Source organism: Listeria cornellensis FSL F6-0969 (assembly GCF_000525855.1).
Classification (GTDB): domain Bacteria; phylum Bacillota; class Bacilli; order Lactobacillales; family Listeriaceae; genus Listeria_A; species Listeria_A cornellensis.
In genome coordinates, this window is sequence record NZ_AODE01000013.1 from 101,760 (window position 1) to 116,907 (window position 15,148).

Consider the following 15,148-nt stretch of genomic DNA (forward strand, 5'->3'; position numbering starts at 1 on the left):
CGACGATGTTAACGTTTATTTGGGCGCAGGATAAGGATGGCTACATTGGCAAGGATAATACAATGCCGTGGCGTTTACCTGCAGATTTGCAGCATTTTAAGAAGGAAACGAACGGGCACACGATTGTGATGGGGCGTAAAACGTATGAATCGATTGGAAAAGCATTGCCGAATCGGGAAACCATCGTTTTGACGCGTGATACAAACTATACATTACCTGATGCAAAAGTGGTGCATTCGAAAGAGGCGGTATTGGAATTGGCAACTGGAGAAAACGTGTTTATTACTGGCGGTGCGGAAATTTATCGGCTGTTTTTAGGAGATGCTGATGCTCTTATCGTGACGCATGTGGAAGCCAATTGTGGTGGAGATACACGTTTTCCGGCGATTCAGTGGTCTGATTGGAAGCTGACGAGGCGTGTGGATGGTGTTCGTGATGTTAAAAATGATCTTGACTTCTGGTACGGTTGGTATGAAAAAATAGGGGAGTAATCGAGGTTAAGCAAATGGATGCGATGAAAGAGATGCGATTTAGATTTCACGTATTAGGCTATTTTTTGGTGGCCGTATTATTTGTCGGTGCTGGTCTAATGTTAGGAGCAAGCGGCGTTTCGGAGAGTATTGTTGTGACGCTATTCTCATTTACTAAATATATGATATTGAGTTTTGTCGTCGGCGTGATTGGAATATGGCGTGCCAAAGAGCTATCTTCACGTTTGTTTTTCATCTGGCTAGTCGTGATTCCGGTCGCGTATGTTTTATTTTTGATAATGGTCGTGATAACAAGGGCTCATCCGTAGCTCTTGTTTATTTCGGCTAATGAATTTGTAAAACTTGTCCAAAACGAATAATTACAAGTATCTAGCCCTATGCTAAATTATAAGAATATATCGAAAACATAAGATTGTTTCTATAATTGAAAAGTGGGTGATTTGTGTAATGTTTTTTAAGAATGCAAAATGGCGAGCTAGTAGCACGGTATTGGTATTATTATGGTTTTGTTGGTTGTTATCATTTTTAGATCGGATGGTCATAACGGTAGCTTTACCTTACATAGCGGAAGATTTTGAGTTAACATCCACGCATCAAGGGTTAATTATTAGTACCTTTTTTATGGGATATGCGCTATTTCAGATTCCAGGTGGGATGCTAGCGGATCGATTTGGCTTTCGTAAAATGACGAGTATAGCGGTTGGTTTTTGGTCACTATTTACGATGTTGACAGGGGTTATTTTTTACTATCCTTTATTTTTTAGGGGGTTCGGTTTTTCTTCGGACTTGGTGAGGCCCCACTTCCAGGGTCCTCTTATAAAGCGATTGCGACTTATTATCCAAAACGGCTTCGTGGACGCATGACGAGTATTCAATCGACGGTCAACACGCTAGGGCCGGCTTTTGCGAGTGTATTAGCGGCTTATTTTATTAGTGTTTTTGGTTGGCGGCATTTATTTATTTTTCTAGCGATTCCGGGTTTTGTTGTGGCGTTCTTGTTTTATCGATTGGTGCGGGATAATCCGAAAGATAACCCTCGAATGAGCGCAGAGGCGTTGCAGGAGCTTGAGGAAGATGAGCCAACTGTGAACGTGACAAAGCAAAAAGCGAAGATGTCGACGATTTTCAAAAATAGTTTGGTTTGGAAGGCGGGGCTCGTTTGGTTTTTCTTTGATCTTACTTTTTGGGGATTCACTTCTTGGTTGCCGTCTTATTTGATGAATGAACGGAACTTGAGTTTACAGGCGACGGGGTTTTATAATGCGCTACCGTATCTTGTTGGAACGGTTGCTATGCTTCTTGGTGGAGCAATGTCAGACCGATTTAAAGACCAGCGCCGGTTTATTTTTGCGATTGCCATATTGATAGCAGCGGTTTCGTTATTTTTCATTATTAAAGCGCCATCCATTGAGTTAGCGCTCTTACTGCAATGCGTCACTGCATGGTTCCTATTTTTGTCGCAAGGTATCTTTTGGGGAATTGTTATCGATATTTTACCTACGGATCAGATGGCGACGGGATCTTCTGTGGTGAACTGCCTAGGCTCGATTGCGGGCGTTGTATCACCCATTTTCATCGGGAAATTATTGGATATCTCAGGAGGCTCTTATGCGACAACCTTTACGTATTTAGCGATTTGCCTCGTGCTAGCAGGATTGATTGTGCCGACATTGAAAACCAAGAAAACAATATAAAAATGGCGTTAAGTCAAGGTTTGGGTCCTTGATTTAACGCCATTTTTGTTTTATGCTTCTGCCAATGTTTGTTCTTCTTCTTTTAGTTCACCGGTAGCTTTACTTGTAACAAGCCCGGCAACCATACTATCACTCACGTTCAGCGCTGTACGGCCCATATCGATGAGTGGCTCGATTGAAATCAAAACACCCGCAAGAGCGATTGGCAGGTTCAGCGTGGAGAGTACGATGATTGCGGCAAATGTTGCACCGCCCCCAACACCAGCAACGCCAAACGAACTAATAGCAACAACAAGCACGACGGTTAAAATGAATTTCCACGAAAATGGATCAATACCAGCCGCTGGAGCAATCATAATCGCAAGCATCGCCGGGTAAATGCCAGCACAGCCATTTTGACCAATGGATAAGCCGAATGATGCCGCAAAATTGGCAATACCTTCTGGAACGCCTAATTTTTTCTGGGTATCAATATTCAGTGGAATCGCACCAGCACTTGTTCTAGAAGTGAAGGCGAATGTCAGAACTGGTAGTGATTTTTTAATATAAGTCATTGGGCTTGTTCCTGTAAAAGCAACGATTACGAGATGAATAATGAACATCGCGATGAGCGCTGCGTAGGAGGCAAGAACGAAATTCCCGAGTTTTAAAATCGCCGACGTATCACTTAAGGCAACGGTACTTGTCATAATCGCAAAAACACCATAAGGAGTCAGGCGAAGAATCAGCTTCACGATACGAAGAATAATCGCATAAATCGCATCGACACCTTTTGCAAAAGTAGCGGCTTCCTCAGGTTGCTTGCGCTGTACACCTAGGAAAGCGGCGCCGATAAACGCTGCAAAAATAACGACAGCAACAGTGGAAGTCGCACGTGCACCAGTGAAATCGAGGAATGGATTAGCAGGTAAGAGTTCCACGATTTTTTGTGGGAACGATAGATCGCTAATTCCTGCAAATTTATCTTGAAGTTCAGTCGCACGAGCTGCTTCCGTTGCACCTTGTGAGATATTGCTCGCGTCAAGATGGAATAAAAGGGCAGCTCCGATACCGACGAAAGCCGCGATGCTGCGGTGATAACTAGTGTGCCGATAATCCAAATACCGACTTTTGCGATATTGGTTTTTAGTTGAAGTCGTGTAAAAGCAGTGACGATAGAAATAAAGATAAGCGGGATAGCGATCATTTGTAGCAGTTTGATATATCCACCACCGATGATTCCTAGCCAATCTGTCGTTTGCGTGGTGACACTAGATGCCGCGCCGTAAATAAATTGCAAGACAAAGCCTGCGACAATACCAATACCAAGCGCTAATAGTACTCGTTTTGAAAAGGAAACATGACGCTTCGCAAGCCAGCCGAAAACGAAAATGATGATGGCGGCTACGACCAAATTAATAATTAAAAATGCTGTATCCATGTAAAAAGTCCTCCCTTTGTTAACCCCAGAAATTATGAAAGTGTATAATTCCGATAAGATTTGTTGGTATTAGATTACATGGAAAAAAGAAGTTTGTCAAGGATGAAAAGCTGAAACGGCCCGTTAGACTCGACAGAAATTGTTAGGGGGCGCAGATAAATCCCTCTTTTGGATTTTTCGGAGGCCACGAAATTTCCGAGGAGTTGGGAATAGGAAGGCAGTTTCATTGTATTCAACTGCATATTGAGGTTCTAAAAAAACAAAGGACGCTTTCCAAGAACCACAACAAAGCTGGATCTGAAAGCGATGATAAGTCAAAGCACGGAGCGTTCCCGCGAATAAGATTGCTGGGTTATGAATGACTGCCAAATTATTATTAGTTCGCCGTCCAGATTTGTTGGAGCACAAGGGACGAATGCTCGCTTTGCTTACACTCATATTGATACTCTAAGGAAACAAAATACGCTTCCTAAGAGTATCAACAAATTTCGAGAGGATCGACTAAAAGAAGGGCAGTTTCACTGTACTCCACTGCATATTGGGGTTCTAAAAAAGTAAACAACGCTAAACATGATGACAAGCTAAAACCAAAATGTTTTAATTTTCGAGTAGTAGTCAATCTTAACGTTGCGTACAAAATCCACTAAACAAAAACCCCCGAGCAGCGATTTCCACATCACTACTCAAGGGCTTATCTTCTATACGTTCACTTTCTCCCGTTCTTCCAAAATCGATGCCTGAGCCGCCGCAATTCGTGCAATCGGAATCCGGTATGGCGAGCAGGAAACATACTGCAATCCTAACCGATGGAAAAACTGAATTGATGCAGGATCGCCGCCATGCTCTCCACAAACGCCCATTTTAAGCGCTGGATTCGTCATTCGGCCTCTTTGCACAGCGGTTGTTACCAGTGCCCCGACGCCTTTTTGATCAATCGATTGGAATGGATCTGTCGGCAAAATTTTCTGCTCTTGATACGCGTACAAGAATTTATTCGCATCATCTCTAGAAAAGCCAAACGTCAATTGTGTCAGGTCATTTGTTCCGAAACTGAAAAATTGTGCCTCTTCCGCAATCTCATCTGCTGTAACACATGCGCGCGGAATTTCAATCATGGTCCCAATATCAAATGGTAGTACCAACTGTTCTTTTCGGAATATCGCTTGAATCGCTTCTTTCAGCTGGTTCTTAATAATGGCGATTTCTTCTCTACTAGAAACAAGGGGCACCATGATCTCAGGATACACGGCAATACCTTCGTCGTGAATTTGAATGGCGCTTTCTATAATCGCTTCGGCTTGCATGATATAGATCTCTGGGAACGTGATAGCCAGACGACAACCGCGATGCCCGAGCATTGGATTCGTTTCCGCTAAATCATGGACGCGCTGTTTAATTTCCTCAGCTGGTTTCCCAATTTCTCGCGCCAATTTTTCAATATCACGGTCAGTTTTTGGTAAAAATTCATGCAACGGCGGATCAAGCAGGCGAATATTCACAGGCTTTCCATTAGCAGCTCGGAAAATACCTACAAAATCAGTTTTTTGCATCTCTTTCAAATGGGCGAGGGCAATCATTCGTTCTTCCTTTGTCTCCGCGATAATCATTTGGCGGACGTGCGGAATCCGGTCTTCTTGGAAAAACATGTGCTCCGTTCGGCAAAGACCAACACCCTCCGCGCCAAAAATGCAACCCGACTTCCAAATCCTCTGGAGAATCCGCATTAACACGAACAACGAGTCTCTTCGCCTCATTCACCCAGCTCATTAACTCTTCAAAATGACCACCAATCTTCGTCTCGACAAGCGGAATTTCACCGAGATAAATACTCCCAGTCGAACCGTTAAGTGAGAGGAAATCGCCTTCTGTTAACGTAGCTGTCGCACTTTGCATCACTTTTTTCGTTTCATCAATCGCAATCGCATCACATCCTGCAACGCAACATTTTCCCATGCCCCGCGCAACAACAGCCGCGTGCGATGTCATACCACCATGCGCCGTTAGAATGGCGACACTTTTCGCCATGCCTTCAATATCCTCAGGCGATGTTTCGTTGCGCACAAGCACAACTTTTTCACCGCGTTCAGCGGCTTCAACGGCATCTTCTGCATTAAAATAAATTTGGCCTGTCGCAGCACCAGGCGAAGCAGGGAGTCCGGTCGCGAGTGATGTCGCAGCGCGCAAACTGCCTTCATCAAAAGAAGGATGGAGTAGCTGGTCAATTTGAGCCGTATCAATCCGCATAATGGCTTCCTCTTTTGTCAATTTCCCTTCATGCACGAGGTCCACCGCAATGTTGATAGCAGCTTGCGCCGTTCGCTTCCCATTTCGCGTCTGCAACACAAATAGTTCGCCTTTTTCAATCGTGAATTCAATATCTTGCATATCCAAATAATGCAACTCGAGCAGGGCGGCAACATCGAGCAACTGTTTGTAAACTTCCGGCATCGTATCTTCCAAATGCGAAATCGGCTCCGGCGTCCTAATCCCAGCAACGACATCCTCGCCTTGCGCGTTCAACAAATATTCTCCGAAAAAGAGGTTTTCGCCAGTCGAAGGATTCCGTGTAAAAGCGATTCCTGTTCCGCTCGTATCTCCAGTATTTCCAAACACCATCGATTGAATATTGACAGCGGTTCCAAGTTGGTTATCAATATGATGGAGGCGACGGTAAATCGCAGCTCGCGGGTTTTCCCAAGAATCGAAAACAGCAGTAATTGACAAGCGCAGTTGGTCGAAAGGATCTTGCGGGAAATCACGACCAGAAGCACTGACGTAAAGGGCTTTATAAGTCGTAATCAAGTCCTGTAAATCCTCGGCGGAAAGCTCCGTATCTAGCGTATATTTTTTCTGTTCTTTCAAGTCGGTAAGCGCTTGCTCAAAACGGTAACTAGGAATTTGAAAAACGACATCGCCGAACATCTGGATAAAACGGCGGTAACAATCATAGCTAGAACGCGCGTCATTGGTCGCTTGCACGAGCCCAAGAACCGATTGATCGTTCAGTCCCAGGTTGAGAATCGTATCCATCATCCCAGGCATGGAAAAAGGAGCACCAGAACGTACGGAGATGAGGAGGGGGTTGGTGGCATCGCCAAATTTCTTCCCAGTTTCTTCTTCCAAAATGTGTAGATGTGTCATCATTTCAGCATAAATATCGTCCGATAAGTATTGATGGTGCTCATTGTAGTCTTTACAAGCCTCCGTCGTAATCGTAAAGCCAGGCGGCACGGGCAGTCCGATATTCGTCATTTCGGCTAAATTGGCACCTTTTCCACCTAATAAGTACTTCATTTCCTTCGAACCTTCATTAAAATGATACACAAATTTTCTCAAATTAGTCACCTCTAACATTAGATTTTTATTTCACTTTCTCAATGATTAGGGCTGCGGTTTCTTCGATAGCTTTGTCTTCTACTTGAATGATACGACATCCGAGTTGTTTAAAAATCCGATAACCGTAGTCAAGTTCTTCTAAAATTCGATTTTCACTAGAGTAACTGCTCGTTTCGTCCAAACCAATCGATTTTAGGCGAACTTTGCGAATGGCGGAGAGTTTTTCTGGACTATTTGTTAGTGCGATAATACGATTTCTTGGGATTTGAGTGAGCTCTTCCGGAATCGGCACCTCTGGGACGAGCGGGACATTGGCCACTTTGTAATTTTGATTGGCGAGATAGCTGCTGAGTGGTGTTTTACTTGTACGGGAAATGCCGATAAGTACGATGTCGGCTTCCAATATACCACGCGGATCTTTGCAATCGTCATATTTGACAGCGAATTCAATCGCTGCGATTCGATCGAAATAATGTTGATCGAGCCTACGCATATTTCCGGGGTCTTCCTTGGATCGTTGCCCTGTTTTTTGCTCAATAGCGGCAGTCAGGTTCGATACAAGATCAATGCATGTCATGTTGTGCTGCGCGCAGTAGCCGCTGGAAATAGCAGCTAATTTCTTTTGTACCAATGTTTGGACGATAATCGCATCCGCTTTTTCTGCTTCTTCTAAAATTTCAAGCAAGGCTTCCTCGTCGCGAACAAAGGCGTGGCGGCGAATATCAGCACCACCTTCTAACGTAAACTGAGCAGTTGAAGCTCGAATAAGATGTTGTGCGGTTTCTCCGATGGCGTCTGAAATAACATAAATGATGACAGTAGACTTCATTTTTACCTCCGATTTATTCATTTTTGAACGTATCCACGAAAAGTTGCGTCAATCGTGTTTTAGAAACTTTCCCAATGGCCTTTTTGTCGTCCATAACAGGTAGGGAGTCAATCTGATGAATCACGAGTTGTTGTGCAGCATAGAGGGCAGAATCTGTTTTTGTGACGGTTAAAATATTGGGCATCCGCGTCATAATCGTCGCAATGGGTGTCGCCTTTTTGTCGGTATCGGCAAGCGCGCCTTTTAGTAAGTCTTTGCGAGATACAATGCCAATCAAATCTGTTGTCTCAATCACGTATAAACTACCAGTGTCCTCTAAAAAAAGCGTGACAATCGCATCGTGAATCGAGGTTTCTTTCGTTACAAACACGGGTGTCGTCATAATTTCGTTTACCTTCAGATGGCGAATATCTTCATAGATAGTAGGGTTTAAATCGAGCCCCGAATAAAAATAACCGACTTTCGGACGGGCGTCTAAAATACCAGTCATGGTCAAAATAGACAAATCAGCGCGAATCGTGGCACGGGTCAACTCTAGGGAACGTGCGATTTGGTCACCTGTTGCTGGTTCGTTTATTTTCACAAATTCAATGATGGCAAGTTGTCGTGCTGAGAGCTTTATTTCGCTCACCTCATTTCTATATAGGATATGCTGTTTATTATATAGTATGACATAATAGAATGCAAATGATTAATGTGTCATACTAATTAAAAATAATAGTTCTGTTTTTTTGCTTCTGACGTAGAGCTTCGTTATAATTAGCGAAAGAAAAGGGAGGTGGTTTTTGTGCCGAAGAAAGTAACATGGTTAGAGCTATTTTTTTGATTTATTATTTGTTGGGGCAATCGCATCCGTCACGCATGTTCTACTGTATATGAAGGATGGCACGATTGATGCAAGTGTTTTTTGGAAGTTTGTTCTGATGTTTGTGCCATTATGGTGGGCTTGGACAGGGCAGACATTATTTATAAATCGCTATGGTAATGACCTGTTACCGCAACGATTGCTTATCGGATTAGAGATTATGTTCGTCTTGCTGATGATCTCTAGTTTCAATATTCATTTTGATGAAACGTATATCACTTTTTTCATTGGTTATATCGGATTGAGAATGATTACGGCGATTCAATATCTTTTTGCCGCAAAAAAAAGAAAAAGCGGCTCGCAGGAACGTGGCACTTTTTCTAGGTAAGTATTTCTGGATTGGGATTTTAGTATCTTCCATATCACTATTTTTAGATGGAGAATGGCGTTATATCGTGCTTTACGTAGGAATCGTGTTGGATATTCTTGTGCCGTTGATAGGGCGGAAACGATTACGCCAAGTCCCGATTCACACGGAGCACTTATTGGAACGCTTTGGTTTGTTTACGATCATTTTGTTAGGAGAATCCATTGTGGCTATCATTTCTGTCTTGTCGTCGGAAGTGATGGATGTCGGGCTAATCTTTTATGCAGCCTGCGCGATTGTCTTGGTGTTGCTCATTTGGTGGCAGTATTTTGATAACTTAGAGAAAAAATTGGACAAAGAACAGCAAACCGCGGGGCAGCTGATTATTTATGGGCACTTATTCCTGTTTTTATCGCTTTCAACGACTGCTGCGGGTATCAAAATGCTCGTTTTGCCAGATGTATCTTACCATTTCGTTGTTTTCTTCCTGTTTAGCTCGGTTTTGGTGTATGTTCTTTCTTTTTCGGGAACTTTTCATTTGTATCGGGTTCCAGAAGAGCGGCTTGCATGGATACACCTAGCTTTGTTTATCGGCTTGCTCGTAGGCCTATTTCTGCTCGTTTGGTTTGTGGTGCTTTCTCCTGCGTTCGTATTGTTGCTATTATGCTTCTTTTTCTTAGTTTTTGGGATGATGACGTCCAAATAAAAAGGCATCCATTTTCGCAGGATGCCTTTTCAAAATTATACGTAAAACAAAACACAGAAATACATAAAACCAGTGCCTGCAATCACGAATAAATGCCAAATCGCGTGCATGTACGGAACTTTTGGAATGCTGTAAAAAACGGCGCCGACGGTAAACATAATGCCGCCACTTACAAGCAACCAAAATCCGACTGGCTCCAGTGTTAAGTAGAGTGGCTTAATAGCAATCATGACGAGCCAACCCATCAAGAGATAGAATAATGTCGAGATAAGTTGCCATTTTCCGAGCAAAAAGCATTTATACACGATTCCTGCTGCCGCGAGACCCCAAATGACACCGAATAAAGTCCAGCCTAGCGAGCCTCGTAATGTAATTAAAACAAGTGGTGTGTAAGATCCGGCAATCAAAACATAGATGGCGGCATGATCCAATATATTAAATAAGCGTTTCGCTTTTCCTGGCTTGAAACTGTGTAGCATCGTCGAGCAGAAATAAAGTAACATCAATGAAATACCATAAATTAAAAAACTGACTAAATAAATCGGGTTATCCCGCTGTACTGCGAAAACAATGAGCATCACAAGAGCTGGAATACTAAGTAAAAAACCAATGCCATGTGTGACCGCATTAGCGACTTCTTCTTTCCAATTGTACGCTTCGTGCATTTTTATCACCAAACTTTTCTGAAAAATTAAATTTTCTATTCTTGTTCTTATCATACGCCTTTTTGGAGGAAATAGAAAGTGAAAAAAGACCTTGAAAGTTTAAGATAATGTAAAGAATGCCGAAATCATCGTTTCAGGTACAACTTCCGCCTGATATTTAGCTATTAGAATAGTACTATTATGATTTTCTTGCTATAATAGAAAGAAGAAATCTAGAATTGGATGTGGAAATAATGACAAAAATAAAAATTGTGACGGATTCAACCGCAGGATTAACGCCTGAAGAGGTGGCGAAATATAACATTCATATTCTACCGTTAACCGTCGAAATTGATGGGAAAACATACAATGCGACGGATATAGAGCCAGCTGATTTTATGGCAAAAATGGCAGCTTCGAAACAACTTCCAAAATCATCACAACCAGCAATTGGAAATTTTGTGGACTTATTTGAGGAGTTAACGGCGGATGGTAGTGAAGTGCTAGCCATTCATTTAACGGAGAAACTAAGTGGTACGGTGTTAACGGCGCAACAAGCTGCAGACATGGTGGATGGCAAAGTAACAGTCATCGATTCCGAGTACATCGCGCGTGCCTTGGCATTCCAAGTGATTGAAGCCGCAAAAATGGCGCAAGCTGGAACAAATACCGTAGAAGATATCTTGACAAAAATAGCATCGATTCGCGCGAAAACAAAGCTTTATATTTGTGTCGTGACTCTCGAAAACCTCATTAAAGGTGGTCGTGTTGGCCGAATGCAAGGGATTATTGGTAGCCTCTTAAACATCAAGTTGATTGCTAAATTACAAGATGGCGGACTTGTCGAAGAAGCTAAGATTCGCAGTAAGAAAAAAAACGATGGACTATTTAGTAGACGTATTGAAAGCAGAAACGAAGAAGGTCAAGGAATTCAACGTGGTACATGCGAATGGATTACAGATGGCCGAAGAAATCAGAGCACATGCCAAAGAAAATTTTCCACTTGCCGGAAGTATTGTTGTTAGATGCCGATTCGGTTATCTCTACACATGCTGGAAACGGTGCATTTGCGATGATTTACTATACAGAGTAGGTTAGGTGAAGACGTTGAATAATAAAAAATATTGCTCGCGGGGATCGCTATCATCATTCTCGCGGCCATTCTTACCTTTTATTTTATCCAAAAAGAGCAGGAGAGAAAGCGTGAAGAAGCGCGTGTGGCAGTCAATCTTGTTGCGATGGGAGATTCGTTAACAGAAGGTTCTGGCGACGAGGAAAAAGATGGCGGTTATGTAGGCATCATTGAATCCAAACTGTCCAAGCGCGAAGATGTGAGAAGTGTGACGACGGAGAATTATGGTGTTGGTGGTAATCGGGTGGATCAGTTATTGAAACGTTTAGATACACAACCTGATTTTCAAAATGATGTGACAGACGCCAATGCGATTTCGATTACAATTGGTGGAAACGATGTGGTGAAAGTCATTCGTTCTAAATTACTGGATGCGACGGAATCCGATTTTACGAAGGCAAATAAGAAATTTGATGCCAATTTGACGAAACTTTTGGATGAAATTCGCGATTTGAATCAGGATGCGCCGATTTACTTGTTTGGCATTTATAATCCGTATACGACTTATTTTAGCGAGATGAAGGTGCTTGATGATATTATTGCCGAATGGAATGCCTCAACAAAAGAGACGTTGGCAAAAGTGAACGATACGCATTTTATTTCGGTGAATAAGCAGTTGGAAGAGCGCGCTGCAACGAAAAATGGGGAGGCCAATCCGAACCTTTCCGATGATTTATTTCATCCAAATCATGGCGGGTATCAAAAAATGGCGGATGCTTTATATAAACAAATGGTGACATCGATTCAAAAAGGAAATATAGAGTAGAGAAGGTGACGGCTGTTGGGGACAAAAGATAAGCAAACAAACTACTGGAAATGGGCGTTTCTGACGTTTGTCGGAGTTTTAGTAATCAGCATTGGTTGGATTTATATGTCGATTTTCTGGTTTTCGCCACACGTACCGGAAGATGCGGGGCGTATGGTAAGCACGAAAGATATGGTTGAATTTCCAACATCAACGAATAAGGCGGATTTAAATGCCTTAATTGCGCATTATTTGCAAGACTTTCAGAAAGATAATGATGCGGGTATCCAATATGATGTGTATCTAGCGGATGATGTTGTTTTTAGCGCAGAGGCTCATTTTTTGGGACAGCCTGTAGATCTTGGGCTTAATTTTACGCCAACTTTGCGGAAGGATGGCGTGATTGTTTTGCAGCAAGTGGATCTGAGGATTGGGGCGTTACCGCTTCCGGTTTCTGTCGCGATGAAATATGTGCAGAATCAGGTGGAATTGCCGGATTGGGTGACGGTTTCTCCAAAACGTAAGAAAATTTATCTTGATATGAATAAACTGGAGCTAAAAGGTGGCGTGCGAGTGCGTGTGGATGCGCTTGATTTGAAGAAAGACGATATTTCGTTTACACTGTTAGTACCGACGAAATAGGATGGGGAGGTAAGGTAATGAGTGAAAAAGCAATTTTTGCGGGTGGCTGTTTTTGGTGTATGATTAAGCCGTTTGATACGCAGCCTGGAATTGAGAGTGTTGTTGCTGGTTATACGGGTGGGCATACGGTAAATCCGACATATAAAGAGGTTTGTAGTGAAACGACGGGGCATACGGAGGCTGTTGAGATTACATTTGATCCGGCTGTTTTTCCGTATGAGAAGTTAGTGGAAGTGTATTGGCAACAGACGGACCCGACGGATGCTGGTGGTCAGTTTGTGGATCGTGGCTCGTCGTACCGTCCTGTTATTTTCTATACATCGGATGAACAGCGCGTGACAGCGGAGAAATCAAAGGCGGATTTGGATGCGAGCGGGCGTTTTAAGCGGCCTGTCGTGACGGAAATCGAGAAGGCTGGACCGTTTTATGCGGCGGAGGAGTACCATCAAGATTTTTATAAGAAGGACCCAAATCATTATAAGAACTACCGCAGTCATTCAGGACGCGACCCATTTATCGATGCCAATTGGAAAGGGTGATTCGCTGTGAATCAAGAGGACAAAGCGAAACGATTGAAAGAATTAGACGAATTGCAGTATAAAGTGACACAGGAAAAAGGTACGGAAAGCCCGTTTAAAAAATGAGTTTTGGGATAATAATCAGGCGGGGATTTATGTGGATATCGTGTCTGGAAAGCCGTTGTTTTCGTCGCTGGATCAATATGATGCGGGGTGCGGTTGGCCGAGTTTTACGAAACCGATTGATGCGCTTGAGGTGTTGGAAAAACGGGATTTGTCGCATGGAATGATTCGGACGGAGGTACGGTCGGTGGACGCTGATTCGCATTTAGGTCATATTTTCCCGGACGGGCCACGTGAATCTGGTGGCATGCGTTATTGCATTAACTCGGCGGCGCTTCGTTTCATACCGAAAGATGCGCTTGAAGAAGAAGGATATGGCGAATATTTACCGTTTTTTGCGTGATAATTCGTATTTTGAATGAGGTTTGGACACAAGCTTGAGTAAAACCGAGGACTATCATACCTATATACATTGGGTAGGATGTATACTTGACTTTACACAAATGGAGCGCTTGTCGCAGATTTACCTAGCGTATGTTCCATCTTCATTATTGAATACCTCTACCGACTTATGATAGAATTGGTAGGGGTATTAGTTTGTATTTTTTCGAGGAGGAATGACAATGCAAAAAATTGCTGTGCTTGGTTTAGGTGGGATTGCGCAGAAGGCTTATTTACCGGTGTTTGCGCATTTAGATAATGTGGAAGTGCATTTGTTTACGCGAGATTCTCAGAAGTTGAAGGCGATTAGTGAGAAATATCGTTTTCATAATACGCATCATTCGGTGGATTCGATGATTCGTGCGCAGGTGGACGCGGCGTTTGTACATACGTCGACGGCAAGCCATCCGGAGATTGTTCGTGCTTTTTTGGAGGCTGGTATTCCGGTTTATGTGGATAAGCCAGTGGCGGATGATTATGAAACGACGAAGGAATTGATCGAGTTAGCTGAGGCGAAAAATACGATGTTGATGGTTGGGTTTAATCGTCGGTTTGCGCCTAGATATGCGGCTTTAGCGGAGAAGACGGATACGAATATGATCTTGATGCAAAAACACCGAAAAGCGCAGGCAAGTGAGCCTCGAGTATTTATCTTTGATGATTTTATTCATGTGGTTGATACGGTTTTGCATTTGTTGGACGCGCCGGTTGAGAAGATGACGGTTTTTCCGACGATGAATGGGGACTTGTTATCAGCGATTACAGTGCAGTTTTTGGCGAATGGTCGGACGGCAACGGCAATTATGAACCGGGAAAGTGGCACGAGTGAGGAACGTTTGACGATCTTTACGCCGGACTCGAAATGGGAAGTAGAGCATGTGACGGAGCTTCATGTATATGAAGGAACGGGTCATTCGGTTGTTCGTTTTGGTGACTGGGAGACGACGCTTTATAAACGTGGATTCGAGCCTATTATTATGTCCTTTTTGGATGCGGTACGTGAAGGTAAGGCGGAACCTGTTTCGAAAAAATCAGCGCTTGAAACACATCGGATTTGTGAAGAAATTTTGCAACATGTGCCGCGTTAACAAAAGAGAGGAATGGACAGCTTGGGACGATCGTTTTATCACTATTTAATGACTTACCGCGATACAATCAAACGTGATGCGGCGACAAAATTTGCGAATGATGCTTTTAAAGATCATAGTTTTCCGAAGCAGTCTACTGATTATTATGAGTTGTGTGAGTATTTGGAGCTTAATGCTTCGTATATTCCGAGTATGACGTTGTTTGATGATTTATGGGGTAATTATAT

The 15,148-nt window shown here is 43.0% G+C and carries 11 protein-coding genes and 6 pseudogenes; 12 read left to right on the plus strand and 5 right to left on the minus strand.

Annotated features, from left to right (window positions below):
- Nucleotides 1-5: 5 nt before the first annotated feature.
- The 4 genes from PCORN_RS05700 (at nt 6) to PCORN_RS05710 (ending at nt 2,185) form a co-directional block, all read left to right on the plus strand.
- Entirely contained in the window at nt 6-491 is a 486-nt protein-coding gene (locus tag PCORN_RS05700; protein WP_036078375.1) for a dihydrofolate reductase, read from the plus strand.
- 14 nt (nt 492-505) lie between these two features.
- Entirely contained in the window at nt 506-799 is a 294-nt protein-coding gene (locus PCORN_RS05705; RefSeq protein WP_036078378.1) for a hypothetical protein, read from the plus strand.
- 139 nt (nt 800-938) lie between these two features.
- A complete protein-coding gene (locus PCORN_RS20750; protein ID WP_051999279.1) occupies nt 939-1,355 on the plus strand; it encodes an MFS transporter in 417 nt (138 codons plus the stop codon).
- Nucleotides 1,316-2,185, plus strand: a complete 870-nt coding sequence (locus PCORN_RS05710; protein ID WP_277620166.1) for an MFS transporter — start codon at nt 1,316-1,318, stop codon at nt 2,183-2,185. Before PCORN_RS20750 ends, PCORN_RS05710 begins: the two co-directional genes overlap by 40 nt.
- A gap of 50 nt (nt 2,186-2,235) precedes the next feature.
- Here PCORN_RS05710 and PCORN_RS05715 read toward each other — a convergent pair.
- The 4 genes and pseudogenes from PCORN_RS05715 to ccpN all read right to left on the minus strand — a co-directional run bounded on the left by PCORN_RS05715 (nt 2,236) and on the right by ccpN (nt 8,401).
- Nucleotides 2,236-3,605, minus strand: a pseudogene (locus PCORN_RS05715) (L-cystine transporter).
- A 698-nt stretch (nt 3,606-4,303) separates the two neighbouring features.
- Nucleotides 4,304-6,941: pseudogene (gene ppdK, locus PCORN_RS05720) on the minus strand (pyruvate, phosphate dikinase).
- A 25-nt stretch (nt 6,942-6,966) separates the two neighbouring features.
- On the minus strand, nt 6,967-7,770 hold the full coding sequence (locus PCORN_RS05725; protein ID WP_036078536.1) for a pyruvate, water dikinase regulatory protein: 804 nt from the start codon (nt 7,768-7,770) through the stop codon (nt 6,967-6,969).
- Nucleotides 7,771-7,783: 13 nt separating this feature from the next.
- On the minus strand, nt 7,784-8,401 hold the full coding sequence (gene ccpN, locus PCORN_RS05730; protein ID WP_149024269.1) for a transcriptional regulator CcpN: 618 nt from the start codon (nt 8,399-8,401) through the stop codon (nt 7,784-7,786).
- Nucleotides 8,402-8,557: 156 nt separating this feature from the next.
- Between ccpN and PCORN_RS05735 the strand changes: the two are divergent.
- Nucleotides 8,558-9,648: pseudogene (locus PCORN_RS05735) on the plus strand (low temperature requirement protein A).
- A 35-nt stretch (nt 9,649-9,683) separates the two neighbouring features.
- Here PCORN_RS05735 and trhA read toward each other — a convergent pair.
- Complete coding sequence (trhA, locus tag PCORN_RS05740; RefSeq protein ID WP_036078380.1) at nt 9,684-10,313, minus strand: PAQR family membrane homeostasis protein TrhA; 630 nt, start codon at nt 10,311-10,313, stop codon at nt 9,684-9,686.
- Nucleotides 10,314-10,546: 233 nt separating this feature from the next.
- Between trhA and PCORN_RS05745 the strand changes: the two are divergent.
- The 7 genes and pseudogenes from PCORN_RS05745 to PCORN_RS20755 all read left to right on the plus strand — a co-directional run.
- Nucleotides 10,547-11,385, plus strand: a pseudogene (locus PCORN_RS05745) (DegV family protein).
- Nucleotides 11,386-11,416: 31 nt separating this feature from the next.
- On the plus strand, nt 11,417-12,190 hold the full coding sequence (locus tag PCORN_RS05750; protein WP_241433087.1) for an SGNH/GDSL hydrolase family protein: 774 nt from the start codon (nt 11,417-11,419) through the stop codon (nt 12,188-12,190).
- 15 nt (nt 12,191-12,205) lie between these two features.
- Complete coding sequence (locus tag PCORN_RS05755; protein WP_241433088.1) at nt 12,206-12,811, plus strand: YpmS family protein; 606 nt, start codon at nt 12,206-12,208, stop codon at nt 12,809-12,811.
- A 17-nt stretch (nt 12,812-12,828) separates the two neighbouring features.
- Nucleotides 12,829-13,350: a peptide-methionine (S)-S-oxide reductase MsrA gene (msrA, locus tag PCORN_RS05760; RefSeq protein ID WP_036078386.1), complete on the plus strand. Its 522-nt coding sequence runs from the start codon at nt 12,829-12,831 to the stop codon at nt 13,348-13,350.
- 6 nt (nt 13,351-13,356) lie between these two features.
- Nucleotides 13,357-13,795, plus strand: a pseudogene (gene msrB / locus PCORN_RS05765) (peptide-methionine (R)-S-oxide reductase MsrB).
- A gap of 220 nt (nt 13,796-14,015) precedes the next feature.
- Nucleotides 14,016-14,921: a Gfo/Idh/MocA family protein gene (locus tag PCORN_RS05770; protein WP_051999281.1), complete on the plus strand. Its 906-nt coding sequence runs from the start codon at nt 14,016-14,018 to the stop codon at nt 14,919-14,921.
- A gap of 12 nt (nt 14,922-14,933) precedes the next feature.
- Nucleotides 14,934-15,143: pseudogene (locus tag PCORN_RS20755) on the plus strand (YozE family protein); the annotation flags it as partial.
- Nucleotides 15,144-15,148: the final 5 nt, after the last annotated feature.